This is a genomic window from Parasutterella excrementihominis YIT 11859 (genome assembly GCF_000205025.1).
GTDB classification, from domain to species: domain Bacteria; phylum Pseudomonadota; class Gammaproteobacteria; order Burkholderiales; family Burkholderiaceae_F; genus Parasutterella; species Parasutterella excrementihominis.
Genome location: NZ_GL883687.1, coordinates 49,229 through 74,827, shown reverse-complemented (window position 1 = coordinate 74,827; position 25,599 = coordinate 49,229). Strand labels below are relative to the sequence as shown.

General features: G+C 50.6%; 27 protein-coding genes and 1 pseudogene. 19 read left to right on the top strand and 9 right to left on the bottom strand.

The genetic code is table 11. The features are described from left to right. Positions 1 to 31: 31 nt before the first annotated feature. From napA to HMPREF9439_RS02895, 3 genes are all read right to left on the bottom strand, one after another. The gene (napA, locus tag HMPREF9439_RS02905; RefSeq protein ID WP_008863654.1) at positions 32 to 2,797 is read right to left on the bottom strand and encodes a nitrate reductase catalytic subunit NapA; all 2,766 of its coding nucleotides are present in this window, start codon (positions 2,795 to 2,797) and stop codon (positions 32 to 34) included. A 36-nt stretch (positions 2,798 to 2,833) separates the two neighbouring features. Next, positions 2,834 to 3,094: a chaperone NapD gene (locus HMPREF9439_RS02900; protein ID WP_008810627.1), complete on the bottom strand. Its 261-nt coding sequence runs from the start codon at positions 3,092 to 3,094 to the stop codon at positions 2,834 to 2,836. Positions 3,095 to 3,256: 162 nt separating this feature from the next. Further along, positions 3,257 to 4,618, bottom strand: a complete 1,362-nt coding sequence (locus HMPREF9439_RS02895; RefSeq protein WP_008863653.1) for an anaerobic C4-dicarboxylate transporter — start codon at positions 4,616 to 4,618, stop codon at positions 3,257 to 3,259. Between the two features lie 573 nt (positions 4,619 to 5,191). On the opposite strand from HMPREF9439_RS02895, the gene HMPREF9439_RS02890 reads away from it, so the two are divergent. The 4 genes from HMPREF9439_RS02890 (at position 5,192) to larE (ending at position 8,643) form a co-directional block, all read left to right on the top strand. Further along, on the top strand, positions 5,192 to 6,187 hold the full coding sequence (locus tag HMPREF9439_RS02890; RefSeq protein WP_008863651.1) for a DUF362 domain-containing protein: 996 nt from the start codon (positions 5,192 to 5,194) through the stop codon (positions 6,185 to 6,187). A 93-nt stretch (positions 6,188 to 6,280) separates the two neighbouring features. Next, a complete protein-coding gene (gene larB, locus HMPREF9439_RS02885; protein WP_008863650.1) occupies positions 6,281 to 6,943 on the top strand; it encodes a nickel pincer cofactor biosynthesis protein LarB in 663 nt (220 codons plus the stop codon). A 4-nt stretch (positions 6,944 to 6,947) separates the two neighbouring features. Then, a complete protein-coding gene (gene larC, locus HMPREF9439_RS02880; protein WP_040603372.1) occupies positions 6,948 to 7,814 on the top strand; it encodes a nickel pincer cofactor biosynthesis protein LarC in 867 nt (288 codons plus the stop codon). Next, positions 7,807 to 8,643: an ATP-dependent sacrificial sulfur transferase LarE gene (gene larE / locus HMPREF9439_RS02875; RefSeq protein WP_008863647.1), complete on the top strand. Its 837-nt coding sequence runs from the start codon at positions 7,807 to 7,809 to the stop codon at positions 8,641 to 8,643. The genes larC and larE overlap by 8 nt, the downstream gene beginning before the upstream one ends. A 46-nt stretch (positions 8,644 to 8,689) precedes the next feature. On the opposite strand, the gene HMPREF9439_RS02870 is transcribed toward larE, so the two are convergent. Next, the gene (locus HMPREF9439_RS02870; protein ID WP_008863646.1) at positions 8,690 to 9,964 is read right to left on the bottom strand and encodes a nickel-dependent lactate racemase family protein; all 1,275 of its coding nucleotides are present in this window, start codon (positions 9,962 to 9,964) and stop codon (positions 8,690 to 8,692) included. 367 nt (positions 9,965 to 10,331) lie between these two features. Here HMPREF9439_RS02870 and HMPREF9439_RS02865 point away from each other — a divergent pair, with 367 nt between their 5' ends. From HMPREF9439_RS02865 to nadD, 4 genes are read left to right on the top strand one after another with little or no spacing between them, the layout of a single operon-like run. Then, entirely contained in the window at positions 10,332 to 11,054 is a 723-nt protein-coding gene (locus HMPREF9439_RS02865; protein WP_008863644.1) for a YebC/PmpR family DNA-binding transcriptional regulator, read from the top strand. A gap of 35 nt (positions 11,055 to 11,089) precedes the next feature. Beyond that, positions 11,090 to 12,367, top strand: a complete 1,278-nt coding sequence (purD, locus tag HMPREF9439_RS02860; RefSeq protein ID WP_008863643.1) for a phosphoribosylamine--glycine ligase — start codon at positions 11,090 to 11,092, stop codon at positions 12,365 to 12,367. 10 nt (positions 12,368 to 12,377) lie between these two features. Then, the gene (locus tag HMPREF9439_RS02855) at positions 12,378 to 13,112 is read left to right on the top strand and encodes a hypothetical protein (RefSeq protein ID WP_008863642.1); all 735 of its coding nucleotides are present in this window, start codon (positions 12,378 to 12,380) and stop codon (positions 13,110 to 13,112) included. Further along, a complete protein-coding gene (gene nadD / locus HMPREF9439_RS02850; RefSeq protein ID WP_008863641.1) occupies positions 13,109 to 13,762 on the top strand; it encodes a nicotinate (nicotinamide) nucleotide adenylyltransferase in 654 nt (217 codons plus the stop codon). The genes HMPREF9439_RS02855 and nadD overlap by 4 nt, the downstream gene beginning before the upstream one ends. Before the next feature lie 29 nt (positions 13,763 to 13,791). On the opposite strand, the gene HMPREF9439_RS02845 is transcribed toward nadD, so the two are convergent. The 3 genes from HMPREF9439_RS02845 to HMPREF9439_RS02835 are packed head-to-tail and all read right to left on the bottom strand — an operon-like array spanning position 13,792 to position 15,289. Next, positions 13,792 to 14,217, bottom strand: coding sequence for a cyclophilin-like fold protein (locus tag HMPREF9439_RS02845; RefSeq protein ID WP_008863640.1), 426 nt, complete (start codon positions 14,215 to 14,217; stop codon positions 13,792 to 13,794). Next, positions 14,217 to 14,825 carry a flavodoxin gene (locus HMPREF9439_RS02840; protein WP_008863639.1) on the bottom strand — a complete coding sequence of 203 codons (609 nt, stop codon included), beginning with the start codon at positions 14,823 to 14,825 and terminating at the stop codon, positions 14,217 to 14,219. Before HMPREF9439_RS02840 ends, HMPREF9439_RS02845 begins: the two co-directional genes overlap by 1 nt. Continuing rightward, on the bottom strand, positions 14,825 to 15,289 hold the full coding sequence (locus HMPREF9439_RS02835) for a cytochrome P460 family protein (protein ID WP_008863638.1): 465 nt from the start codon (positions 15,287 to 15,289) through the stop codon (positions 14,825 to 14,827). The genes HMPREF9439_RS02840 and HMPREF9439_RS02835 overlap by 1 nt, the downstream gene beginning before the upstream one ends. A 170-nt stretch (positions 15,290 to 15,459) precedes the next feature. Here HMPREF9439_RS02835 and HMPREF9439_RS02830 point away from each other — a divergent pair, with 170 nt between their 5' ends. Continuing rightward, positions 15,460 to 16,338: an AraC family transcriptional regulator gene (locus tag HMPREF9439_RS02830; RefSeq protein WP_008863637.1), complete on the top strand. Its 879-nt coding sequence runs from the start codon at positions 15,460 to 15,462 to the stop codon at positions 16,336 to 16,338. Between the two features lie 31 nt (positions 16,339 to 16,369). Here HMPREF9439_RS02830 and HMPREF9439_RS02825 read toward each other — a convergent pair whose 3' ends face one another. Then, a complete protein-coding gene (locus HMPREF9439_RS02825) occupies positions 16,370 to 17,494 on the bottom strand; it encodes a metallophosphoesterase (RefSeq protein WP_008863636.1) in 1,125 nt (374 codons plus the stop codon). A 182-nt stretch (positions 17,495 to 17,676) separates the two neighbouring features. On the opposite strand from HMPREF9439_RS02825, the gene rsfS reads away from it, so the two are divergent. The 7 genes from rsfS (at position 17,677) to HMPREF9439_RS02790 (ending at position 21,935) form a co-directional block, all read left to right on the top strand. Beyond that, positions 17,677 to 18,048 (top strand): ribosome silencing factor, encoded by a 372-nt coding sequence (gene rsfS / locus HMPREF9439_RS02820; protein ID WP_008863635.1) that lies wholly within the window; start codon positions 17,677 to 17,679, stop codon positions 18,046 to 18,048. 9 nt (positions 18,049 to 18,057) lie between these two features. Further along, complete coding sequence (rlmH, locus tag HMPREF9439_RS02815; RefSeq protein WP_008810607.1) at positions 18,058 to 18,525, top strand: 23S rRNA (pseudouridine(1915)-N(3))-methyltransferase RlmH; 468 nt, start codon at positions 18,058 to 18,060, stop codon at positions 18,523 to 18,525. Between the two features lie 3 nt (positions 18,526 to 18,528). After that, positions 18,529 to 19,125, top strand: a complete 597-nt coding sequence (locus tag HMPREF9439_RS02810) for a Maf family protein (protein ID WP_008863634.1) — start codon at positions 18,529 to 18,531, stop codon at positions 19,123 to 19,125. Between the two features lie 64 nt (positions 19,126 to 19,189). Next, positions 19,190 to 19,792, top strand: coding sequence for a chromate transporter (locus HMPREF9439_RS02805; RefSeq protein ID WP_008863633.1), 603 nt, complete (start codon positions 19,190 to 19,192; stop codon positions 19,790 to 19,792). Next, positions 19,789 to 20,316 carry a chromate transporter gene (locus tag HMPREF9439_RS02800; protein WP_008863632.1) on the top strand — a complete coding sequence of 176 codons (528 nt, stop codon included), beginning with the start codon at positions 19,789 to 19,791 and terminating at the stop codon, positions 20,314 to 20,316. The genes HMPREF9439_RS02805 and HMPREF9439_RS02800 overlap by 4 nt, the downstream gene beginning before the upstream one ends. Positions 20,317 to 20,325: 9 nt before the next feature. Further along, positions 20,326 to 21,189 (top strand): pyridoxal kinase PdxY, encoded by an 864-nt coding sequence (pdxY, locus tag HMPREF9439_RS02795; RefSeq protein WP_008863631.1) that lies wholly within the window; start codon positions 20,326 to 20,328, stop codon positions 21,187 to 21,189. A 131-nt stretch (positions 21,190 to 21,320) separates the two neighbouring features. Continuing rightward, the gene (locus tag HMPREF9439_RS02790; RefSeq protein WP_244862372.1) at positions 21,321 to 21,935 is read left to right on the top strand and encodes an MBL fold metallo-hydrolase; all 615 of its coding nucleotides are present in this window, start codon (positions 21,321 to 21,323) and stop codon (positions 21,933 to 21,935) included. A 285-nt stretch (positions 21,936 to 22,220) separates the two neighbouring features. On the opposite strand, the pseudogene HMPREF9439_RS02785 reads toward HMPREF9439_RS02790, so the two are convergent. Then, positions 22,221 to 22,565 (bottom strand): annotated as a pseudogene (locus HMPREF9439_RS02785) (FKBP-type peptidyl-prolyl cis-trans isomerase); the annotation flags it as partial. Between the two features lie 136 nt (positions 22,566 to 22,701). Between HMPREF9439_RS02785 and HMPREF9439_RS02780 the strand changes: the two are divergent. From HMPREF9439_RS02780 to HMPREF9439_RS02770, 3 genes are all read left to right on the top strand, one after another. Further along, entirely contained in the window at positions 22,702 to 23,973 is a 1,272-nt protein-coding gene (locus HMPREF9439_RS02780) for a DEAD/DEAH box helicase (protein WP_008863628.1), read from the top strand. A 165-nt stretch (positions 23,974 to 24,138) separates the two neighbouring features. Beyond that, entirely contained in the window at positions 24,139 to 25,242 is a 1,104-nt protein-coding gene (locus HMPREF9439_RS02775) for a 3-deoxy-7-phosphoheptulonate synthase (RefSeq protein ID WP_167535252.1), read from the top strand. Next, complete coding sequence (locus tag HMPREF9439_RS02770) at positions 25,232 to 25,588, top strand: hypothetical protein (protein WP_008863626.1); 357 nt, start codon at positions 25,232 to 25,234, stop codon at positions 25,586 to 25,588. Before HMPREF9439_RS02775 ends, HMPREF9439_RS02770 begins: the two co-directional genes overlap by 11 nt. Positions 25,589 to 25,599: the final 11 nt, after the last annotated feature.

Below are 25,599 nucleotides of genomic sequence, written 5' to 3'. Positions count from 1 at the left end.
GGAGGGCCGTCCCGGCCCTCCCGTTCAAAAGTTACTGAGCCTTATAGACCTTGACGGCAGATTTCTTGAAATCCGGTTCTTCGGAAATCGGGTCTGTCGCGTCAATAACGACCTGGTTGGTCTGAACTTTTCTATCGAAGAAGGCCAGCCATGTCATTCCTCTCGGCATGAAGTTACGCTGGTTGGTCTGAACAATCGCCTTGACCTGACCGCGGCGGCTTTCGCAAACTGCGACGTCACCGTTCTTCAGGCCGCGTTTTTCAGCATCCTTCGGATTCATGTACAAGAAGGAGTTCGCCTGAGCACGTTCAAGTTCAGGCACTCTCATGGTCATACTGCCGGTATGCCAATGTTCAAGGATACGGCCGGTGCAGAGCCACAGGTCATATTCCTTATCCGGCTGTTCAACAGGAGCAGCGTACGGACGGAAGAAGATCTTAGCCTTGTTAGGCAGCGGAACCGGTTTCGGATCCGTGACACCGAACAAGTTGCCGGTCGGGATTGCCTTGAAGAGCTTACCGTAGAAAGCGTAACCGCCTTCCTTGACATACGGGTCATAGTCCTGGTTGAAGCGGTAGAGGGTTTCTTTACCGTTGACAACCGGCCAAATCAAACCGCGTGTTTCGGAGTTCATATAGGTTGTGAAGTCAGCCAGGTCATGGCCGTCGCCCAATGTGAACTTACGATATTCGTTGAACAGGGCCTTTTCAGGGAACCAGTTCAGGTTGCCCGGAGCGGTTGTGCTATTGATCTTACTGACGAGGTCAGGATCAGGCCAAGCCACCTTCAGGTTATCAGGACGTGCAAAGAGAACGTCATAGAGCGTCATGTCGGGTTTGATGCCCATCTTCTCGGCTTCGTCGAGAACGCTCGGCAGTTTACCGTCGGTGTAGCCGTCAACCTTGAGGCCCGGAACCGGCTGTTCGCCCCAACAGTCTTTAACCTGCAGGCGTTTTGCAAATTCCATCATCATCCACAGATCGGTACGAGCTTCTCCGGGAGGATTGGCCATCTGCTGCCAGCCTTGTGTACGACGTTCGGCGTTGCCATAGAGACCCCATTTTTCGAAGATCATTGCTGCCGGCAGAATCAAGTCGGCGTACTGGCAGGAGAATGTCGGATAGGCATCGGCAACCACAACGAAGTTTTCGGGATGGCGAGCTGCCTTAAGCCAGTGATTGGAGTTCGGTGCAGCCTGGAAGGGGTTGACAACCTGTGTCCAAACGAAGTTGACAGAATTGTCTTCCATACCGCGGAGGATTTCCATGTAAGCACGGCCAACCTTCGGGTTAATCGTCTTTTCAGGGACACCCCAAATCTTTTCACTCTTCACACGAGCCGGTTTCTGAGCAACCAGCAGGTCGGACGGCAGACGGTGGCAGAAAGTACCGACTTCACGAGCAGAACCGCAAGCGGAAGGCTGACCAGTTAAGGAGAAGGCACCGTTGCCCGGACGAGCGTGTTTAGCAAGAAGGAGATGGACGGAGTAGATCAGTTCATTGACCCAAACGCCTCTCTGATGCTGGTTAAAGCCCATGCACCAGAAGCTGAGGATGTCGTTCTTCTTGTCGATGTAGATGTCAGCAAGGTTCTTAAGTTTCTTCTTGAAGTCTTCCAGGCTTTCGTCAGGGTCGCCCTTAGCGATTTGTGCCGTGAAGTCCAAGGTGTAGGGTTCAACGCCTTTTTTGAAGTCTTCAAACGAGATGCTCCAGTGAGCACCGGCTTTGCCGCCCTGCTGAGTCTGTTTGACTTCTTTGCCGGCTAATTCAGGACGGCTCTGAGCGATGGCTTCTTCCTTGCTCAGGATGATGGCGTTCTGTTTAGCCTGAATATCTTTTTCTTTCGGAAATGCAAACTTGTCGGTAGGACGCATACCGTAGCCGATATCCATTCCGCCTGCGGCGAAGATGCAGTGCTTGTTCACAAAGTCGTGATCAATTGCGTCACGGTGAACTATTTCTCTCAGGATATAGTTAAGGATAGCCAAGTCACCATTCGGAGCAAAGATGATCGTTTCATCGGCCATGTTAGAACTCATGTTCTTATAGGTCGTAAGATTGATGATCTTCGTCTCTTTGTGCGTCAGCTTGCGGTCGGCAACGCGAGACCAAAGAACCGGATGAGCCTCGGCCATGTTATTGCCCCACAAAACCATTGTGTTGCATTTTTCAATGTCGGAGTAATTGTTAGCCGGCTCGTCTATACCAAATACCTGGTAAAAACCAACCACAGCGCTCGCCATACAGAGACGGGCATTCGGGTCAATGTTGTTAGAACGCCAACCAGCTTTTACGAGTTTGCTGGCTGCATAAGCTTCCGGAATGGTGTACTGACCGCTGCCCAGAATTGCAACGCCTGTCGGTCCTTTTTCCTTGTAAACACGTTTGAACTGATTCGCCATTTCGGTGAGAGCCTCGTCCCATGTCACCGCTTCAAACTTTCCGTTCTTATCGAACTTCCCGTTTGTACGGCGCATCAGAGGCTGTGTCAGGCGATCCTTTCCGTAAAGAATCTTGGCATTGAAATAACCTTTAATACAGTTCAAGCCCTTGTTAACGGGTGCATCCGGGTCGCCTTTTGTGGCAACAACACGGCCGTCCTTTACGCCGACCTGAAGCCCGCAGCCTGTCCCGCAGAAACGGCATACGCCTTTCGTCCAAACGATAGCGCCTTCGCTGCTCTGAATCGCAGCTTTAGCAACTTCGCTCAGAGGTATACCAACCGTCATCGCTGCAGATGCAGCCACTCCGGCTTTCAGTAAATCACGACGTTTAACTTGGGGATTATTAATCGTCATATTGTCTCCTGAACAAGAAATCTAATTGGGGAAAACTTAAGTATTAGAGGAACAAACTACTGCATCGTCCTCAAAGTTGTGAACAACAAGAGCCGCATCGGCAACACCAGAAAGAGTTGAAACGGCTTTAAAAAGGTCAACTTCCGCTGTGACATCCGGAGCTTCAATCACGATGATGCAGCGATTATGATCGGGGTCCTGTTGGTGGACTTCCACACCCTCTATGGTGTCGAGTTCACGGAGCATTTCGTCATAACGGCCGGGGAAGGCACTAACCAACACTCCGGAATAGTTCATAACAACTCCTTTAAATAATATGAGTGTCCTTCAAGAATCTACCAACACTTGAGCGACAAGCTCAAGCGAGTACTCCATGAGCATAAAACAAAACGAGGGAAAACACTAGGTGTTTTCCCTCGCCTCAAAAATCAGAGCTTTTCTAGAGTACTAAATCTTCTCTTAGATCCAGCCGCGAGCGATCGCCATAAAGTAACCGCAGATCGTGGCGGTGATCACACCGATCAAGCCAGGAAGGATGAAGGAGTGGTTGATCACGAACTTACCAATATGAGTTGTTCCGGAACGGTCGAACTCGATGGAAGCCAGGTCAGAAGGATATGTCGGGATGATGTAGTAGCCATAGCAAGCAGAGCAGCAGCCGACAACCACACCAGTCGGAGTACCGATGCTGATGGCAACCGGAACCACGATAGCGATAGCAGCAGCCTGAGAGTTAACGAGCTTGGAAACTAACAGGAGAACGACTGCGTATGCCCACGGATAGAGCTTGACGTATTCAACGAGGACTTCTTTCAGTTCATTGAGGTGAGCCTTGAAGATCGTATCGGAGAGCCATGCAACGCCGAACACGCAGACCACAGCAACCATACCGGAACGGAACACAGAGGTACCGCCGACGGACTTCGGAGGAGTCTTTGTGATCATGCAGATGAGAGCGCCGGCGCAGAGCATGAACATCTGAATAACCAGAGTCATGGAGAGAGGTTTCTTGCCGACCATCGGACGGAGTTCAGAGAAGGCACCAAGCAGAGCAACGACGAGAACAACAGCAAGGAAGATCCACATAGCTGTCCACTGTCTGGAAGGAAGCTTCTTGCCGAGGAGAGTCATGGAATCGCCGTAAACATAGCGCTTGGCTTCCGGATCAGCGATCAGAGCCTGGAACTGCGGGTCTTTGTCGAGGTCTTTGCCGCGGAAGTTGGAGTATGTAGCCATGACGAGCAAACCGATCAAACCGGCAGGGATGGTCAAACTGCAGAGTTCAACCAGGCCGACTTCAGTACCGTTTGCCATCGGATGGCCGGCGATCAAAGCGACCATAGAAACGCAGGCGACGGACACCGGAGAGCAGATCACACCCATCTGAGCAGCGATAGAGGAAGCTGCCATCGGACGTTCCGGACGGATACCGGTCTTGATTGCGACGTCATAAATAATAGGAAGGAGTGTGTAAACCGTATGGCCTGTACCGCAGAGGATCGTCAGTGTGAAGGTGCAAAGCGGAGCGAGGAAGGTCACAACTTTAGGACGTTTTCTCAGAATCTTTTCAGCGATCTGAAGCATGCAGTCCAAGCCGCCGGAAGCCTGCAGTGTAGAACCTGCTGCCACCACGGCGATGATGGTCAGAATAACGTCGACCGGCGGTTTACCCGGAGGAAGACCTAACCAAGGTTTCGGACCGAACATAATCACAATCAAACTGATGCCGGAGAACAAACCCAGGAACATACCGCCGCGCGGAGCGGAGATGAAGAGGAATGCAATCAGCAGGGCAAATTGGAACCAGAAATAAATACTCATGGCGAATTTCTCCTGTCTAAACTTTCAGAGATCTTTTTACAAATTGTTTCCATCTGAAACAAACGGAATAATCCGCCGATTTGTTTTTGTAAACAAGCGAAAAGTTCAGTTTGTACGCTAAATTAGGGAAAGTACCTAAACCTTACGGATTAAATTTTAAGCTTAATTATTTGTTTTTAAATATTCTTTTTGAAGAATGAGAAGGTTTTTCAATTTTATGCGAAACGTAATTTTATTAGGTGTTTCTACTTATATTTTGATGATCTAAACGCCTACAAATTAGCCTTTTTCCTAGACATATTTGTTTTCATTCTGGCTTTTCCGTCTTGCATTTTTGAAACATTTTGGTTTGAAGGCACGATGAGTTAGCCGCCTTTTTCAGGAATCGCGGCGAAAAAGTATTTCCGGCTTCTCAGAATGTCCATTCTCATGAATCAATTAGAGCCTTAATGGGGACCGTTAATTTATATTAAAGTTTTATGAAAAAGAATAAAAAATAAATATTGGACATGAAAAAGGGCCCACTGGTAAATTTTGTTTCATCAGCCACCTCTCTCCATAGGACCCACGATCATGTTGAAAAGAAGACAAGTTTTACTCGCGGTTGGCGCCTCCGTTTCCGGCCTCCCCCTCCCCGCTCTTGCTCAAACCGCCGACAGTTCTTTAAAAGGAACACCTATCGAAAACATCAAACTGACGCACCTAACAGTCAATAAGAATGCCCCGGTTGTCTTTTATTCTCCGAGCGTCTCGCCCCAAGCCGTTTTAGACATATTCAAAGCCGTCGGACTGCCCGTACAAGGCAGAGTCGGTTTGAAGGTTGTATTCGGAAATCAGCGTGACCGCGCCAAAATGATCGATCCGGCTCTCCTGAAGCCGATCGCTGATGAACTTCATGCAACGCTGATTGAGAGCAATTACATGGACAGCGCCCGCTCGGACGCTGCAGCTCATTTGGCAACCGCTAAATCCCTCGGTTATAACAAGGTCGCTCCGATCGATATTTTGGATGCCGAAAAAGAAATAGCAATTCCGGTGCACAACGGCTACCACCTAAAGAACTTCATTACCGGATCGCACCTGGCTGATTACGACACGCTGGTTTCAATCGTTCGTTTCAAAGGACATAACTTACAGAGATACAGCGGAGCGACGAAAAACCTTTCCATCTGTCTGGGAACGGCCAGAGGTGCGTGCCAGGTACACAGTGCCGGCGAAGTCACGGACTACTACCATCCCTCTTCTCCCAAAGAGACTTCCGAATCTATGGCAGACGCCGTGAGCGCGGCCCTTGATTACAAGAAAGGACGCTGGGTGTTTATTAACATCATCAACGCCTTAAAACCGGTCGACGGCTGCAGCGGAACGGCGGATCGTCCTGATCTCGGCATCGTTGCTTCCACGGATCCGATTGCTGCCGACCGAGCCGCGCTTGATATCGTCTATGGTCTTACCTCTGATCCGGAACTGCGCAAAGAATGGGAACGCGAACATTCCGTCGACGTTCTCGATTATGCCGAAAGGAAAGGACTCGGCTCTAAGGTCTACCGTCTGCAGAAAATTGACTGACAAGTACGGTCTTTGCCTGAATTTACGGCGCCGCCGCATCGAATAAAATGAGCAGATATCTCAGCACTTTCGGCTAAAGGAGACTCCTCGACGATGACAGAAAATCGCGTTCTTTTTGATTATGACCGTGCGGCCCGCACCTCGGTTCCCGAGGCGGTCTTCTGCCAAAGCAAGTCCCGTGAGGTCATCTACAGTCTCATGGAAGAGTTCTCCCAAGCGGATGCGCCGGCAATTCTTTTTACCCGGCTCAGTGAAGAGGTCTTCTCCTCCTCTCCCGCCGAAGTAAGCCGACATTATTCTTTTGACTCATTGGCCCGTACCGCCTTTTGCAAAAAGCTTGATCAAGAACACCAAGGAAGTGTCGCTATCGTTTCCGCCGGAACCGCAGACGGCTTCATCACCTGGGAAGCCGCGCGTACGCTGGAATTCATGAATATTCCCTTCCAAGTGTTCGAAGACTGCGGCGTAGCAGGCCTCTGGCGCCTGGAAAGCAAAATCGAAGAGATCAACCGCCACCGCATCATTATTGCCGTGGCCGGCATGGAAGCCGCACTCGGCAGCGTTCTTGCGGGACTCACCTCCCGGCCCATCATCGGCGTCCCCACTTCTGTGGGATACGGCGTCTGTGACGGCGGAAAAACTGCCCTGAACAGTCTCTTAGCCTGCTGCTCTCCGGGACTTTCGGTCGTAAATATCGACAATGGTTTCGGCGCCGCCTGCACTGCCGCTAAAACTCTCAGCTCTTTCGGATGCTAATCAAATGACTCCTCATTCCCACGATATCGAATCTCTCCACGCTCACGATCACTGCGAAGAGCATGTTCACCATCATGACCATGCGGATCATGACCACGAAGACCATCATCACCATCACGAACACCACAGTCACGGAGCCGATCAAAAAATTCTCACGATTCGTCTCCATTCCGGCATCGCAGGAGATATGTTCCTGTGCGGCTTAATGTGCATGCTCGGCATGAACAATGAAGAAGCAGACTCCGTTTTGAACGGAATCTTTTCCGAGCTCAAAGGTTCGGTCCATCTTGAGGACAAATTTGTCGGCGGTATCCGCGGCTCCTTCTGCCGTGTAGAGCTACTTCACGAACATGAGCACCGTCGACTGTCCGATGTCCGCGCCATCATTGAAAAAGCCCGGATGAGCAACAAAGCCAAGGAACTCGCGCTTAAAACTTTCGGATTCGTTGCTGAAGCCGAGGGCAAAGTGCACGGCATGACACCCGAAGAAGTGACCTTCCACGAGGTCGGAGCATTAGACAGCATTTTGGATATCTGCTTTAACTGCGAGCTCTTCACTCGTTTGAATCCGGATCGTCTCATTGTCAGCCCGCTTCCGATCGCTGACGGACACATTCATTGCGCACACGGCGTGATCCCATCTCCGGCGCCGGCTGTTCAAGCGCTTTTAGTCGGTATTCCGGTTCGTCCTTTCGGTGCCGAAGGTGAAACCGTGACGCCGACCGGCATTGCCCTTCTTAAGGCTTTCGGCGCTGAGTTTGGTCCGTGGCCGCAAATGGTTATCGAAAAAATTGAAACCGTGTATGGGACGTATGTCTATGAAGGCGTACCTAACGGCGCTACCTTCGCATTAGGAAAAAGTTTTGAATAACGACCCTCGTTTGTCCCGACTTGAAAAGGTGCTTGCTGAGATTGCGCCTGATAAGCGGCTCGCGATCGCCTTTTCCGGCGGTTTGGACAGCCGTTTCCTGAGCTTTGCAGCCAAGTATCTGGGATACACCGTCAAACTTCTCACCGTTAGAGGTCCGCACATTTCTGCGGAAGAGACAGCGGAAGCCGTGCAGTGGGCGCAGGATAACGGCTTTGAGATGGAGCTTCTTGATCTCAATCCCCTGCAGATGAAAGCTGTTGAGTTTAATCACACTGACCGGTGCTACTTCTGCAAAAAGCATTTGTTCCTTGAGCTCAAAAGACGGGCAGCGGATCTTCCGCTCTGCGACGGTACCAACCATTCGGACTTATCTCATTACCGTCCCGGACTGAAGGCATTGAGCGAACTGAAAATCCATTCACCTTTGGCTGAAGCCGAATTTTCTAAACAGGACAATCGCGAAGTCGGCGCCTTAATCGGCTTGGACCATTGGGATCAGGCTGCACGGCCCTGTATGCTGACGCGTCTGCCTTACAACCAAAAAGTTCTCGCCTCCGACCTCACCGCTCTCGAGGAAACCGAAACGGCAATGAACCGTTTCTTTGCCGGCTTGAACAAAGGCGAGATTCGCTTCCGGCTTCGCAAGGTCAGTCCGGAAACGTTTGAAATGCACATCCAAAGAGAAGACTTCAAGCGTCTTTCCGAGGAAGAGCGCACAGAGGCTGAACATCTCTTGGCTTCCTTCCCGCTCTTTGCTTCGGCTCAATGGAAGCCGATGGAGAAGCTCTCGGGATATTTCGATCGGCTTCTCGGACAAAAAGCTCATTAATCGACAAAGGACGCCGAAGCGTCCTTTGTATGAGCTGCGCGACAGATTATTCTTCGACGCGCGGTACCGTGAGAGAGCCTTCCGGCATAACGATAACGGATTCCACTTTACCGATTTCTTTTTCCGCAGCTGCCAAAGCTTCTTCGATCGTGTCATAAGCACCTGAGAACAGCATGTCGCGTGCCATCTTACGATCTAAAGCAGTCACTAAGTAGTATTTGGCTTTTTCCATTAAGCGCGTTACGGCGTAAGCCTTGTTTGCACCGATACGGAAATCTTTCTCGAGTTCAGCTTTAATGGCCTGAGGAGAACCGAGGCGGCGGCAAGCTTCTTCCAGAACGGCAGATCCGCTTCCTTCAACGCACTCAGCCACCATAATGACGGCTCCGCCTTTGCGAACGGCACAGGCTGCGTTGTCCATTGTTTTTTGCATCTGATAAACATTGATATCTTTCGGATATCCGCCGCAGGAGGCAATCACTAGATCAGCTTCCTTCGGGATGACGCTGCCGTAGACTTCGTCCACAAACTTGCAGGCTTCTTTATGAGCCTTGATGTAGTCGCCGGCAAACATCTTGAGGAACTGGTGCTTCGCGTTCAGGATGGCGTTAAACAAAAAGAGGGAGCGTCCTTTAGCGAAAAGTGCCACACCTTCCATCTGGTCTTCGTAGCAGGGATTGCCGGTCGTTTTTCCGAGGCCGGCCGCTGGATCGAGCATGAAGCTGTGGTTGACACGCACTGTTTCCATAGCGGCACATCCCGGGAGAATGGCCTTACGGCCGCCGCCGTATCCGCTGAAGTAATGGTGAACGATCGTACCTGTCAGGATAACGTGGTCGACGTCGCAGAGATGCTTATTGATCCAAACCGGAGTTCCGCGGGAAGTCGTACCGAAGTACTTAAAGTCTTCCTGCTCGTTGCAGAGACTGTTGTACATCTTCAAACGAGAAGCAACGTCCTTGCCAACTGCCTGAACCATTTCTTCTTCTGTCATAGGACGATGTGTACCCAAGGCGAAGACGATGTGCATATCTTCATCTTTGACGCCGAGCTTATTCATCTCATTGACGAGGACCGGCATGAAATCAAAGCTGTTTGCGACGCGGGTCGGATCGTTGCAGATGAAAGCAATTTTCTGGCCCGGTTTAATGATTTCGTTGATGGGAGGACATCCAATCGGGTGGTAGATCGCCTCGAGAACTTCGTAGGGGATGTTTTTCAGCGGCTCAAACTCTTTAGTACGAACCTCTTTTAGGACCAGAGTTTCGTCGAGTTCGATTTCTTTAGAGCCTTGTCCGTAGGGCAAAACGTACTTCTTCATGGAGTCTCCTAATTCTGAACGTAAATCCTGTGTGCCGTGCGCCTGGAATAAAAATTGTCTTGAACGGGTTGATGATCAATGGAATTGTCTCTCATCGGATCGTCAGGCCTTAATGTTAATACCTGTTACAAAAGTTGTCTCCTTTTCTTTTGGCTGCGCTTTACTCATCAATTCCCCGAAAAATAAGAAGTTGTCATCTCACTTCCTTGATTTATTTTGCTTTAGAAGCAGCTGTCAGTTATCTGAACGGCTGGTTTCTACGGTCTTATTCCATCAATGCTCCGCATCTGCTGAAACCAAGCAAGTACAAGCCTTGTGTTTGGTAAAATTTGAGATTGTCTTTTTATAGCTTTAAGGACTCTTTTAAATGTCAGGACATTCCAAGTGGGCCAATATTCAACATAGAAAAGGCCGTCAGGATGCAAAGCGCTCCAATCTCTGGACCAAAGTCATTCGTGAAATCATCGTCGCAGCTCGTTTAGGCGGCGGAGACCCGGACATGAATCCGCGTCTGAGACTCTCTCTCTTGAAAGCACGGGCAGCCAACGTGCCTAAAGACACTGTTAAAAATGCCATTCTGAAAGGCACCGGTCAGCTTGAAGGCGCCAACTACGAAGAAATCCGTTATGAAGGCTACGGCGTCGGCGGCGCAGCTCTGATCATCGACTGCACCACGGACAACCGAACCCGTACTGTTGCAGACGTTCGCCATATCCTCTCCAAGAACGGCGGCAACCTCGGTACAGACGGCAGCGTTTCCTTCATGTTCAAGCACTGCGGCTATTTCCTCTTTGCTCCCGGACTGAAAGAAGACGACGTCATGGAAGTCGCTCTTGATAACGGCGCCGATGATGTGGTTACCGAAGAAGACGGCTCCATCGAAGTCACTTGCGATCCGGCCGCTTTCGAAGCTCTGCACAAAGCCTTCACGGACAAAGGCTGGGAACCCGAAGTTGCTGAAGTTACCTGGAAGAGCGACTCTGAAACCGTTCTTACCGGCGACGACGCAGAACGTATGCAGCGTCTCATCGACGCTCTGGAAGACCTCGATGACGTCTCTGAGGTTTACACCACCGCTGTCTTTGAATAATTACTCAATTCAACCTTAAAACTTAGAGAGTTCCCATGAAGATTCTGGTTATCGGAAGTGGCGGCCGTGAGCACGCCCTGGCGTGGCGCTTAGCCCAATCTCCCCGAGTTGAAAAAGTCTACGTTGCTCCGGGTAATGCCGGAACGGCAAATACACCGAACCTTGAAAATTTGGCTATTTCCGACTTGAACGAACTCGCCGATTTCGCTGCTTCCAACGATATTGCTTTCACCGTCGTCGGCCCCGAAGCTCCGCTCGCCAAGGGTGTTGTCAACATCTTCCGCGACCGCGGCTTAAAGATCTTCGGGCCGACCAAAGAAGCTGCTCAGCTGGAATCTTCTAAGGACTTCGCTAAGGCCTTCATGAAGCGTCACGGTATCCCGACAGCCGAATACGAAACCTTTACGAATGCCGAAGCCGCTCATGCTTATGTCCGCCACAAAGGCGCTCCGATCGTCATCAAAGCCGACGGCTTAGCCGCCGGCAAAGGTGTCGTTGTTGCGATGACGGAAGAAGACGCGCACGAAGCCGTCGACTTCATACTCCAGGACAACAAACTTGGTGACGCCGGCGCCCGTATTGTCATTGAGGATTATCTCGATGGCGAAGAAGCCAGTTTCATCGTTATGGTGGACGGCGAACACGTTCTTCCGATGGCCACCAGCCAAGACCACAAGAGACTTCTCGATAACGACGAAGGCCCCAACACCGGCGGCATGGGTGCTTACTCCCCGGCTCCGGTCGTAACGCCCGAGATCTATCAGATGGTCATGGACCAGATCATTTATCCGACCGTCAGAGGTATGAAGAAAGACGGTATCGTCTTTACGGGCTTTCTCTACGCAGGATTAATGATCAGCAAAGATGCCGCCGGGAAACCCACGGTTAAGACGCTGGAATTCAACTGCCGCTTCGGAGATCCGGAAACCCAGCCCATCATGTCTCGCTTAAAGAGCGACTTCTCCGAGCTGATTGAAGCCGGTATTGACGGCTCTTTAGACAAGGTCATTGCCGAATGGGATCCTCGCTGCGCCCTCGGCGTCGTGCTGGCCTCCAAAGGCTATCCGGCAGCCCCGAGAAAAGGCGACGTTATCTCCGGCGTTGAGCTCCAAGGCGACGACACAGTCACTTTCCACGCCGGCACCAAGTTCAACGGTAAAGGCGAACTGGTCACCAGCGGCGGCCGCGTCCTCTGCGTTGTAGGGCTCGGTGACGATTTGCATCAGGCCCGTGACAAGGCATACAAAGCTCTGGACAAAGTTCATTTCGACGGTATGCAGTACCGTAAAGACATCGGTCACAGAGCACTTTAATTATTACTTTATGCGCCACCCTAAACTTTTTTCGTTTATCGCAGCGCTCGGACTCGGGGCTTGTGCCTGTGCATTTGCACAAACGACCTCGCCCCTGCCCGGTCCGTTTCCGGCCGATCCGACCCCTAAACCTTTTGACTACCCCGAAGGCTTATCCACTCCGCAATTCACATTGGAGCAGAATCCCGCCTCTGTCATTCAGTTCGGAGACTTTCCGATTGTGCTCGGCGTCACGCCCCTTTCCGTTGTGACTAAAGCGTTCGGAGGCAGTCTGCATCACTTGCCCGATCGTACGGACTACCTTTGTTATTCCGCTCCGATCCAAGAAACACCGAAGCCTAAGAAAAAGGCCAAGAAAAAGCCCGTCGAGGATGAAGTTCCTCCTCCCGAAGTCATCGGACAGAACATTTGGTTCATCATCGGTGAGCGCGGAGAGGTTACCGAAGCTAAGGCTGAAGCTGTCACCACTGAAGGCGAACTCTGTCCTGCACTGCCGGAAGCTTTTTCTAATGTGGCTTTCGGACCTTTCCGCCTCGGTGTTAATTTGAAGCCCAGAGAAATCAAAAAACTTGAAATCCCTGAGCCCAGTGTTGCCGAGGAAGATTCTCCTTGGCGTTATTGGTTTGCAACCAATAAAGAATCCCAGCCCATTCACTACGGTTTCTTTGCCGTCGAATCCGATCCTGAGTTCGGACCTAAGAAAATGATTTCGACCGAGCTCGAATTCAAAGGAGCCTCTCATTGAGAATCGGCGTTTTCGGGGGAACCTTTGATCCGGTGCACGAGTCCCACATTCAAATGGGGCTCGATGCGCTGGAACAATGCCATCTAGATAAGGTATTTTTTGTTCCGACGCGTCCTTGGCAGAAAACCGCCCGCGCCTCTGAAGAAGATCGAGCCGCCATGCTGAGCATGGCGCTTGCACCATACCAAAACAAACTTATTGTCGATCGACGAGAGCTGGAGCGCACCGGCGCCTCATATTCCATCGATACGCTCTATTCCTTCAGGCAAGAGTTCGGTCCGGAGATCCCGATTTATTTCATCATGGGCTCAGACCAGTGGAAAAATCTCAAGACCTGGGTCTTATGGGAAAAATTTCCGCTCCTGTGCAATCTTTTAATTTTTACGCGCGACGGTGAATTGGGCGACGATCCTTATGAAGGAAAGTTCCCGTTAATTCCGGTTCAGAACCTCGGTTCGAATCCGGCGCCTAACGGTCTTATCGTACTTGCAAGAAGCGAGCCGGCGCCGTACTCTTCAACTGCTATTCGCAAAGCTTTATTTGAAGAGCCCGCTCGCTCTCAAACGATTCCGGGACTCACTGCCGACGTACATCAATACATTCTTTCTCACGACCTTTATCTGCCGAGAGAAGGCGGCAAAGGAATTTAGTCCTCAACTGCCGATTGCTCCCCGTTTAATCAGTTTCCGGCTGTAATTTCGATTTCAACATCTCCCGACCAATGAGTAGGCAACGGTGAGAGGATTTTGCCGATTTTTTGCATATCAAACATTTCTCCGTTTTGTGCATACATGATCACAAAACTGTGTCTAGGCGGCCAATAGACTATTTCGCCGACCTCATACCTTGTATAAGCAACGTTGTCCGTCGGAAGCGGGGCTCTGAATCGATAGCAAAGTTCTCGGCCGTACAGGTCTGCCATTTTCATCTTTAGAGGAAGCTGAGACCGAATCGCTCTGCCCGTGGCATTGTCGAAAAGGACCGCTTGGTAGGGCTTCCCACTGATTTTGATCTCTACAGGAAAGGCAGACTTCTCCTGCTGGGCAAATAATGGTGCTGTTGCTGATGCCATCGCTAATGCTCCTAAAAATATTCTTCTTTTCATTATTCGTTCTCCTTTTGGATTGTCTTCAGCCACGCTGTAATTTCATCAGGACGAACGGTCTGACCGCTCTCAAAGCGCCTCCCGGATAAGACTCTTGCGCCTTTGCAAAACCTCTTGATATTGTTTTCTGCGCGATCGATTCCAACCTCCATAGATACGCAAAAAGGTATAACCGTTTTTCCCTGCCAGTCGTATTTTTCAAGGAAGGAGCGCACAATCATCGGCTCCTCATACCACCAAATCGGAAACCCAATGAACACGGTTGAATACTTTGACAGGTCAACGCTCGGACTGCTCAGTGGCGGTCTCGCATTTTCGTCAAGTTCTTTCTTTGCTTCAATAGAGTTCTGTCGATGAAGGACGGGATATTTTCTTGATGACCGAATGGCATAAAGGTCAGCACCGGTCAGCGTTCCGATCGTTTTTGCTGCCTCCTCCACGTTTCCTGTAGACGCCGTAGCATGAGTAACAGCGTCGGCGCCGAAAGGCATTTCAGGAAGTCGGCTAAAAAAAGCAACCAACGTTCTCGACTCTGCTGCCCCAGACGGCCTCGTAAAGCCCACCATGAAGTAGGCTGCTCCAAGCAGGAAAATTCTTCTGCCGAACATTATCGGTTCTCCGAAAACGCTTTCATAGAATCGAACCCGAAGATAAATTCCGTATCCGCGGCTCTTTTATGACAGGACATACACCGCTGCACCGGATCATCCGTGATTAAACGCTTCTGCGGCGTAAATGAAGAATACTGCCAGTCCCCGTTGCGGTAGCTCTGAGGAACACTCTTTCCGAAGTCAGGGACCTTTTCCATCTGGATGAAGCGAATCAGGCGTCCTTTTCGACCGCCTTCGTCCTCATATTCGATTCCGACGACGGCAGAACCGTAAGGGAGGGGCTTACCGGATTGGACGGCTTCAAGGACTGAACCCTGAGTGTATTTCTCACTGATTTTGCCGCCGTATTGACTCGTGTTGTAATGAACCCAGTCATCCTGCGGCTCGGACATCAACAACTCCTGAGCACTCACGCTGAGCGCCGCCAAGCTGAATATTCCGAACAGAACCAAATTCTTCATTGCTTTCTCCTATTTGTTTCCACCCAGAAACAAGGCCAAACAAAGGTCGTAATACCGTGAATTAACCTGTCGTTTCTGGTTTCTAACCATGTAAAAATTTTAGAAATCAAGGAAAATAGGCTCTATCAAATCTTCGCCATTCTTTTACTAATTTCTGTCAAGGAGGTTCCATGTCGATACTCAGACCGTCGAAAGAAGAAATCCTTGACCACCTTAGAACTTCTGTCATCACAGAAGCCGGAAAAAGAACAGGTTTTCTAGGAACGACCGTCCCCAAGCTCAATGTTGTCCGCAGAGTACAGCAAGGCCAAAAACTCTCTTTCAACGAACCTTACCTCCAAGGCACTAAAAAGACTTACATTGCCGACAAATCCTTTACTTACACGGCCGGCGACATTGTCATAACGAACTTAAGCCTATCCTCGAGGACTATTGTTCAGGAAGCTTCTTCTGCAAGACCGTTCCTCTCCATCATGCTGACGCTCGATCCCCTGATTCTCTCGGATGTTGCACGACGGTACGGCTTCGATGCTTTTGAGGAGGCCGACAGCTCTGCTATGGCCGTATCTCAGGCAGACAACGATTTTCTTCTCGCGTTCGCACGGATGAGCAGCCTCTTAGAGAAAGAGCAAAACGGCATTCCGTTGGATAGACTGTATTACGAGGAACTCATGCTGAGGCTTCTTGCCTCAGATTTAGGCAGTTGGGCGTTAGAGATAGTTTCGCCGGATTCCCGTGTCTCGAAAATCACAAAGGCGATAGACATTCTCAAAAAAGACTACAAAGAGAGTATTCGAATCGGGAGACTGGCGGATGCCTCTAATCTCTCGTTGTCGAGTTTCAACCGACAATTTAAGGCTTTGACCGGAACAACACCACTCCAATACCAGAAACAACTGAGACTACACGAGGCAGACAGGCTCCTCCGTTTTGAAAAGAGGAGCGTTTCCCAAGCTGCTTTTAGCGTTGGATACTCGAGCCTCGCTCAGTTTTCCGGAGACTATAAAAAATTTTTCGGACAGCTTCCGAGTCAAGTCTCCGTCGGTTAATTTAAGGCCTCCAAAAAATCCCAAGTAGTCATCATTCCAAAGTTATGAATGTAATTTCGGAAGGGACGCCAACGCGCATCGTGAAGCCGTTCCATAGTCCGGAGCCGTTGGTCACGTAAACCTTCCTTGCGCCTCGATCGTAGAAGCCGCTCACTAAGCCGTCATTGAAATAGGCCAGAATCGGATACATAAAGAAGATATGGCCCCCGTGCGTGTGTCCGGAAAGCTGGAGGTCAAATTTCTCTTTTGTCAGGGAACCGGTCTTTGGCTGGTGCGCCAAAAGAATTCTGAAATCCTCGGGGCTCGTTCCGGAAAACGTCCTTTCAACGTTCGGCGGCTCTTCTCCGAAACGTGACGCACCAAGGTCTGTCGTTCCGCCGACCACTAACGATGCACCGTCCTTAGTCAGTACATCACTGCCGTTGCGCAAGACTTTAATGCCGAGCGTCGGCAGCGCCGCCACCCATTCTCTATAAACGGAGTAGTACTCATGATTGCCGGGTACGGCATAGACACCGTACTTGGACTTTAAATGCTTCAAAGGCTCAAGCTCAGGAAGAAGTTTTTGTACCCGACCATCGATAAAGTCACCCGTGATCATCACGATGTCGGGATTTAAACCATTGGTCCTTTTCACGATCTCGGACAGCCATTCTTTGCGCTGAACAGGCCCGACGTGCAGGTCGCTCAGCAAGGCGATCGTTGTTCCTTTCCATTGAGCAGGAAGATTTTTAAAGACAATCGTTTCAGTCTTCACCTCAGGCACTTTGATGCCTTCATACATACCCCAAAAGCCGCCTGCAACAGAAACAATAAAAATCGGAACAATGAAGACGAGCCGATTGAAGCTAAAGCCGGTCTTTACGCCGAAAGTGCCGAGCAGCCAAAGTCCGAGAGAACAGATGTCTTTCAGCAAAAGCAAAAACGCCGCAAGAATAAGTGCTCCGTACAATGCCTCCCAAGTCAGCATCCATGCGCCCTTGACTGCGGGCTCAAAGAACGTACCGCCGTTCATGGTGTAGGCCATGTACTTCATAGAAATCAGAAAGATTACCGCTGCGGATAAAAGTTTCCAAAACCAATGAATCTTAAGCGGCAAAACACCGCTGCAAACCACATAAACTGCCAGAATGAGGCTCGGCCAAAACAGGAACATTTTCTCGTAGAGTTGTTAGTTCAAATCTTTTAAATTTTAAAAAACGATCTCTCAGAAAAAGAAAACTCAATCCACGGATATTTGCATAATTTTGTGTTTTCCAGCTAGAAAAGAAGACTTTCTGCTGTTGAAAAGAACGTGGCTGAGTACAATTAACCGCTAACTAAACAAGAGAAAGTTTTATGGATATTCGTAAGTTACAGAGAGTGATCGTTAACGCCCTTGAAGACGTCAAGGCACAAGATATCAAGATTTTCAACACCTCTAAGCAGACCGCTTTGTTTGAGCGCGTCATTGTTGCAACCGCCAACTCTAATCGTCAGACTCGCGCTTTAGGCCACCATGTTTTCATGGAAGTTAAGGAAAACGGCGGAGACGCCGTCGGCATCGAAGGTCTGGAGACCGGCGAATGGGTTCTGGTCGACTGCGGAAGCGCCATCGTTCATATCATGCAGCCGGCTCTTCGTGCTTATTACAACCTTGAGGAACTCTGGGGCGGCCATCCCGTCCGTATGAAGCTTCTTGAGGATGAAAACAAAGAAGATTCTGAGTAATCAATTGCTATGAAAATTTCCGTCGTTGCTGTCGGTCTTAAAATGCCCAAATGGGCTGATGAAGCATGCGAAGACTATCTGCATCGCTTTCCGTCGGATTGGAAGCTCGAATTAAAGACCGTCAAAGCCGAAGACAGGAACACGCGCACCATCCCGAAAGTGATGCAAGCCGAAGCGGAAAGGATTCGAGCCGCCCTGCCGAAGGATGCCATCAAGGTCATCATGGATGAGCGCGGCGCAGACCCGACCAGCACTAAGCTCGCCCAACAAATCAACCGCTGGGGCGACCAGGGACGCCCAATCGCCTTCATCATCGGGGGCGCCGATGGTATCGATCCGGGACTCAAAGCCGAGGCTGACTTTACGCTTCGCCTCTCTTCCCTGACCTTGCCGCACGCGATGGCTCGCGTTTTGCTCTTAGAGCAGATCTACCGCAGCTGGTCCCTTCTCCACAACCATCCCTATCATCGGGCTTAAGTTATGGCTTTCTATCTTGCATCCAAGTCGCCGCGCAGACGGGAGCTTTTGAAAGATGCGGGCTTTGACTTTGGCATTCTTCTCAGCAAAACATCCGACTCCGTCAACGAAGACGTCCTGCCCGGCGAATCTCCCGAGGACTACGTGGCGCGCGTCACACGCGAAAAGGCCAAGTGGGGCCGCAAAGTGGCGGAAACCGAACGCGATCCGCTGCTTCCCGTCCTTGCCGCTGATACCACGGTTGCGTTAAACGGCAAGATTTACGGCAAGCCGGCAGACGAAAAGGAAGCCTTTGAGTTCCTCAAAGATTTCTCGGGTCAAACACACGAAGTTCTGACTGCAGTATGTTTGGTCGATAAGGGCGGAAAGCCAAGAGAAACTCTGACTAAGACGTTTGTCACCTTCCGCCCGCTCACCGACGAAGAAATCAACTCCTACATTGCCTCCGGAGAACCTTTTGATAAGGCTGGCGGTTACGGGATCCAGGGATTAGCCGGTCAATTCGTCGAAAAAGTCGAAGGTTCTTACAGCGGCGTGATCGGTCTGCCCGTTGACGAAACCAAAGCCCTCTTTGCCGAAATCGGCATCCGGCCTCGTTAAATTCCTGCAAAAGAGGTTACAGCCTTTTTGACGCTTAGAATGGCTGAAAAAAGGCTGAATTCTTATGACCTCTACCGAGAAATATAAAACTTCCGCACCTAATAAACCAAAAAACTGTTGGGATCTGTTTTGCTCTTTTACGCTGATGGCTATGCAGGCCTTCGGCGGTTCAACCGCTATCGCGCAGCAGTTCTTAGTCGACCAAAAGAAATGGCTCACGCAGTCCGAGTTTCTTGACCTCCTCACGGTTTCTCAAGTCCTTCCGGGACCCAACATCATGATTCTGACCATCATGGTGGGCGACCGACACTTCGGATGGAGGGGCGCGCTGGCTTCATTTCTCGGCATGATTACGCTTCCGGCGACGCTCATGCTCTCCGTCTTTGTCTTCTATCAACAGTACGCAGAGAACAAATGGGTATCCGATGCTCTTGTCGGTATGGCCGCATCTGCCTCAGGGATGGTGGCCGGCGCCGCAATGAAGCTGCTTTACAACTGCAAAGAAAACATCATCACGCCGCCGGTCTGGATTTTTGGCTTAGTCATCACATTCATCACCGTCGGCGTACTGAAGATTTCGATGGTCTACATTCTGCCGATTGTCGGTATTCCTCTCTCCTTCTGGGCGTGGTACCAATTCATTAAGGAAAGGAGCGCTCAGTCATGACACCTGCCTTATTTGCCGGACTATTCTTCCACTTCATGTTGCTTTCGCTGATCGCGATCGGCGGCTTCATGGCTACGCTCCCCGGCATGTACTCCTACCTTGTGGATACGGCAGGACTGCTGACTCCGGAGACCTTTGCCAAGACGGTTGCGTTCGGGCAGTCCCTGCCCGGCCCGAATGTACTGGTCGCGGCTGTGCTCGGTTGGGCGGCGGCCGGTCCTTTAGGTGCGCTTGCCACCTTCGGCGGCACATCCATTCCCTTTTCGCTGATTGCCGTTCTTGCCGGACGATACATTCGCGAGCACGCTTCCTCAGTATTTGTTAAATCTTACAAGGCTGGCATGGCGCCGGTTGCCGTAGGGCTTTTATTTGCCACTGCTTACCTTCTTTTAGGAAACGAGCTTGATAATTGGCGGGTTTGGGCCTGGGCCGGCGCCGTCACAATTATTGTTTGGAAAACTCATGTTCCCCTCATTCTTTTAATTATGATTGGGGGAGTTATGGGACTATTAGGCTGTTTTTAGGAGGATTCAATGTCTCGTTATGTGTTAACGATCCAATCTCACGTTGCATACGGTTTTGTCGGTAATTCTGCCGCCGTTTTCCCGCTGCAGCTTTTGGGTTTTAGCCCGATCGTTGTCAACACGGTTGAATTTTCTAATCACACAGGCCATCCGACGTTCCGCGGTCAGGTTTTTACCGCCGAGCTCATCCGCGACATTATTCTCGGCATTCGGGAGCGCGGTCTCATGCCTAAGATTGAAGGGCTGCTTTCAGGATATTTGGGTGATGCCAGCATCGGCAAAATCGTCTTGGACTTGGCCACCGAAATCAAAGCCGCCAACCCCGATGCTATTTGGCTGTGCGACCCGGTGATGGGCGACACGGATACCGGCGTTTTTGTGCGTCCTGATATCCCGCAGTTCATGAAAGAACATTTCCTCAATGGTTTGGCTGATATGACCAAACCGAATCAGTTTGAACTGGAGCTACTAAGCGGACGGAAGATGAGAAGCCGCCAGGAAACGGTCGACACTGCGCGCGAGCTTTTTACTGACAAGGGTTGCCGTGTCACGTTCGTGACAAGCCTGCTGACAACGGACGTTCCCGAAGATACAGTCGAGACTTTAGCCATTACCAAGGATGATGCCTGGGTCGTCAGAACACCTCTTGTGGAACGAAAACCGACACCTAACGGACAAGGCGATACCTTCTCATCCGTCGCTTTAGGCACTTACCTCAAAACAAAGTCAGCCAAAGACGCTTTAGAAGCTGCCGTCAACACACTTTACGGATTAGTTTCTCATATGGACAGCGGTGCTCTTGATCTTCCTCTCATTGATGAGCAGCGTCAGATCCTCAGTCCTGAACATCGTTTCGAAGCTGTTCGCTGCTAGCTCAAAATTTTCATCGCTCTAAAAGCTTCCATCTCGGAGGCTTTTTCTTTGCGTCCGTTGTGAGGTTCTCACGCGCTAGTGAACATCGCCTCCTTCCTATAATCAAAACACTTTGTTTTATGAGGCGCATTATGTCTGTTGCTGTTTTTCCTCTCGGCCCCTTAGAAACCAATTGCTATCTCGTTAGCTACGAAGGCCAAGCTGTTGCAATTGATGTCGGCGGAGACCCCGCTCCCGGGAGCAAATATCTCAAAGAGCACGGGTTAGAGCTGAAAGCAATCTGCATCACGCATATGCACTTTGACCATCTTTATGGCGTTGCCGCTTTAGCTGCCGAAACGCACGCTACGGTCTATACGCCGGAAAAAGATAAAGTCATCGCTTCCACAGTTCTTGGGCAGGGCGGATCTTCCGGCTTTCCTGCTGTCCCTAAATTTGAATCCGTCAGCATTGAGCCGGGAAATAAGACAGAGTTTGCCGGACTTGAATGCAAAGTTTTGAGTGTTCCCGGACACACACCGGGCTCTGTGGCTTATTACTTCAAGAAAGAAAAGTGCGTCTTTGTCGGCGACACGCTTTTCTTAGAATCCATCGGCAGAACGGACTTCCCGTTCTCCAGTCATGAACAGCTTGTGACATCGATCCGCTCCGAGCTCTTCTCTTTGCCGGATGACACAATTGTCTATCCGGGCCACGGACCTGGGACCTCCATCGGCTACGAGAAAGAGCACAACGCCTTCCTGTAATCGAAAAATTCTCGCCTGTCAGCAGACAGCTACTCTGCCGGCAGGCGTTTGTTTTTCCTAAGAGCCTACTTTTTCAAAATATATTCCAGAAGAATAGGTTGTCGCGTGCAACGTAACTTTTGGATTTTTGCTTGCTGAGACTCAGAAATACGCAGGCACAAAAAAACCGCTCAGACTTTCTCATCCAAGCGGCTTGTTGCAACCTTATCTAGCTTGCTACTTCACATCAGGTGCAGACACCGGAGTGATGACATCTTCTTCAAGCTGCCATTTGCCGTTGTCTTTAACTCCGAGCAGCTGGATTTCAAAAATCAATGTTGCATTCGGAGGAATAACAGAACCGGCGCCTCTGTCACCGTAGGCTAACTGAGACGGAATAAACAAACGGCGAACACCGCCGACTTTCATACCGGCTACGCCGCGGTCCCAGCCCTGGATAACATATCCTGCACCGAGCGGGAATTCGAAGGGTTCGTTGCGGTCAACGCTGGAATCAAACTTTGTACCGTCTTCGAGCCAGCCTGTGTAATGAACACGAACGAGTTCACCGGGCTTTGCTTCAGCACCTGTTCCGACTTTGACGTCCACAATCTTTAAGTCTTGTATGTCTTGAGTGTCAATACCAAACATCGTTATCGCCTCCCATTGGCGCTTCACTAATGATTCTTAGATTTTAGGCTCACTTGGTTCCCCCTATTGGTGTAATCCCTCAGATTGAGAACTGAATTGGCACTACACTGCAACGAATTCAAAGAGGACTCATTGAATGTCGAATTCTTTTAAGACACTTGGGTTTGCACCCCAATTAGAAAAGCTAATCGAAGTCAACGGTTTTACGTCGCCGACTCCGATTCAAATGAAAGCCATCCCGCTCGTTCGACAGGGATACGATCTTTTGGCAGCCGCTCAGACCGGAACAGGTAAAACGGCTGCTTTTGTTCTGCCGATGCTGCAGAAGATCATCGAAGAACCGACGCTTTATCAAAAGCGTGTTCCTCGTGTTTTAGTTCTGACTCCGACTCGAGAGCTTGCCGCACAAGTCGGAGAAACCATTCTTTCTCTCGGTAAAGACCTCGGTGTACGCTCTGCCGTCGTTTTCGGCGGCGTGGGCATCAATCCGCAAAAGGCTGCCATCGCCAAAGGGCTGGATTTCTTAGTGGCGACACCGGGGCGCCTGCTCGATCTCATGAACCAGGGTTTTGCAGATCTATCTAAGACGCACATCCTCATTCTGGACGAAGCCGACCGAATGTTGGATATGGGCTTCCTTCCGGACTTAAAGCGCATTCTGAAAGCGCTTCCTCCGGATCGTCAGACACTGCTCTTTTCCGCCACGTTCTCGCCGGAAATTAAAAAGCTAGCCTCCGAATTCCTGAACAAGCCTGAGTCCGTTGAAATCGAAAGAAATAAGGACTCTTCGCTGGTTCGCCAAACCCTTTACAGAGTTCCGAAAGCCGATAAGCACACCGTACTCCGCGATCTCATCGTCGATAACCAATGGGACCAGGTTTTGGTCTTTACCAGAACCAAATACGGCGCAGATAAGCTGGTTCGCCATCTACTCAAAGACGGCCTGGTCGCCAAAGCCATTCACGGCGACAAATCTCAGAACGCCAGAACGACAGCGCTCAGAGAGTTCAAAGAGCACAAGCTGCCGATCTTGGTCGCCACCGACATCGCAGCCCGCGGCTTAGATATTGAAAAACTTCCTCAGGTCGTCAACTACGAACTGCCTCAGCAGGCGGAAGACTACGTTCACCGTATCGGCAGAACGGGACGTGCCGGTGAAGCAGGCGAAGCCTATTCGCTGGTTTCTCCGGAGGAATTGCCGCAGTTTGCCGCAATCGAAAAGTTCATCAAGAAGCCGCTGCCTTTGTCTGACTTCCCGAGACTGGATTACTCCGATTGGAAGGTTTCTGCTCCGACAAAGCCTCAGAACAAAAACCGCAGACCCGGACCAAGAAGAAACGGACCGGCCGGCTTCAAACGCTCCGACGGTAAACCGTCTGTCCGTCGCAGAACCGCCCGTGGGCAATAGCTATGCATTGCACGGCTTTTCCCGTTTGCTAGAGCAATAACTTTTAGGCGGCCTCGGGAGTTTTTCCTCGGTCGCCTTCTTATAATCGGACAAGGATACTTGTTTTGTTTATGACCGAAGCCTGACACTTGCGCCGCTTCGGCCGATTTTTTAATGTGGTTGTTTATGCAAACTCCGAAATTAAACGAAGTGAAGCAACAAGCCGGTTTTTCTTTGGAAGACATCAATATTGAAGGTTTCGCGCCGATGCCTTCACCGGCTGAGATCAAAAAGATGGCGCCTCTTACCGAAGCTGCTGCCGAGAACGTCAACAAGAGCAGAAATCAAATCAAGCAGATTTTGACGGGAGAAGATAACCGTTTGATGGTCATTACCGGTCCCTGTTCCATTCACGACCCGAAGGCGGCCCTGGATTACGCTCAGCGTTTAGCCGAACTCTCAGAACACATCTCAGAGACAATCTTCCCGGTCATGCGCGTGTATTTCGAGAAGCCTAGAACGGTCGTCGGCTGGAAGGGGGACATCAACGACCCGGACATGAACAACTCTTTCAATATGGCAAAGGGTATGCTCAAGGCCCGTGAGCTCATGATCAAAATCAATGAGATGGGTCTGGCTGTTGCGACCGAAGCATTGGACCCGTTCGGTCCGCAGTACTTGGGCGAACTCGTCAGCTGGTATGCCATCGGTGCGCGCACAACCGAAAGTCAAACCCACAGAGAAATGGCGAGCGGTCTGTCCGCTCCGGTCGGTTTTAAGAACGGCACCGACGGCCTTCTGGACAGCTCGATTAACGCCGTCAAAGCCAGCCGCCAAAGCCACTACTTCTTAGGTATCTATGAAAACGGCCAAAGCTCTATCATCAAGACCAAAGGCAATCGCTACAGCCACCTAGTGCTCCGCGGAGGCGGCGGACGTCCGAACTTTGATACCGTGAGCGTGATGCTGGCCGAGAAAGCCCTCAAGGATGCCGGCGTCGACTCCCGCATCGTTGTCGACTGCTCGCACGCCAACAGCATGAAAAATCCCGACCTGCAGCCCTTCGTTTTGAACGACTGCATTACCCAGATTGTCAACGGCAACAAATCGATTTGCGGCGTCATGCTGGAGAGCAACATTAACGCTGGCAATCAAAAGATTCCTGCTGATCTGTCTCAGCTTAAATACGGTGTCTCCGTCACTGATGCCTGCATTGACTGGGAAACCACCGAACATGCGTTGCGCATGACCAATCGTCGTCTTTTGGATAAGAAATTAAATGGTGAGTAAACGCTTACTTTCGACTGCTGCAGCGCTTGCTGCGTTGGCCTTAGCAGGATGTTCTTCCACAGGATCGCATTCTGCCTTTACTCCGCACGTCGATCGCGCCGGACTTGACCCGCTGCTGGATGCTCCTTTGCGTACAGAAACGGTATGCAAGGGTGCGGGACTTTTTACCGCCGGCACCAAACTCGGCGGATTCTCGTTTGAATGCCCCGACTTGGACGTCGTTGCAACGTTGAACGAACTGCGCGACGCCGGCTGGCGCGTTGAGAAGATGCACATCGGCCGCCAGACAATTGAAAACGACGAAAGCGGCACTCCGCTCTCGGCAACGATTCGCAAAGTTTATTAATTTTCCATTGC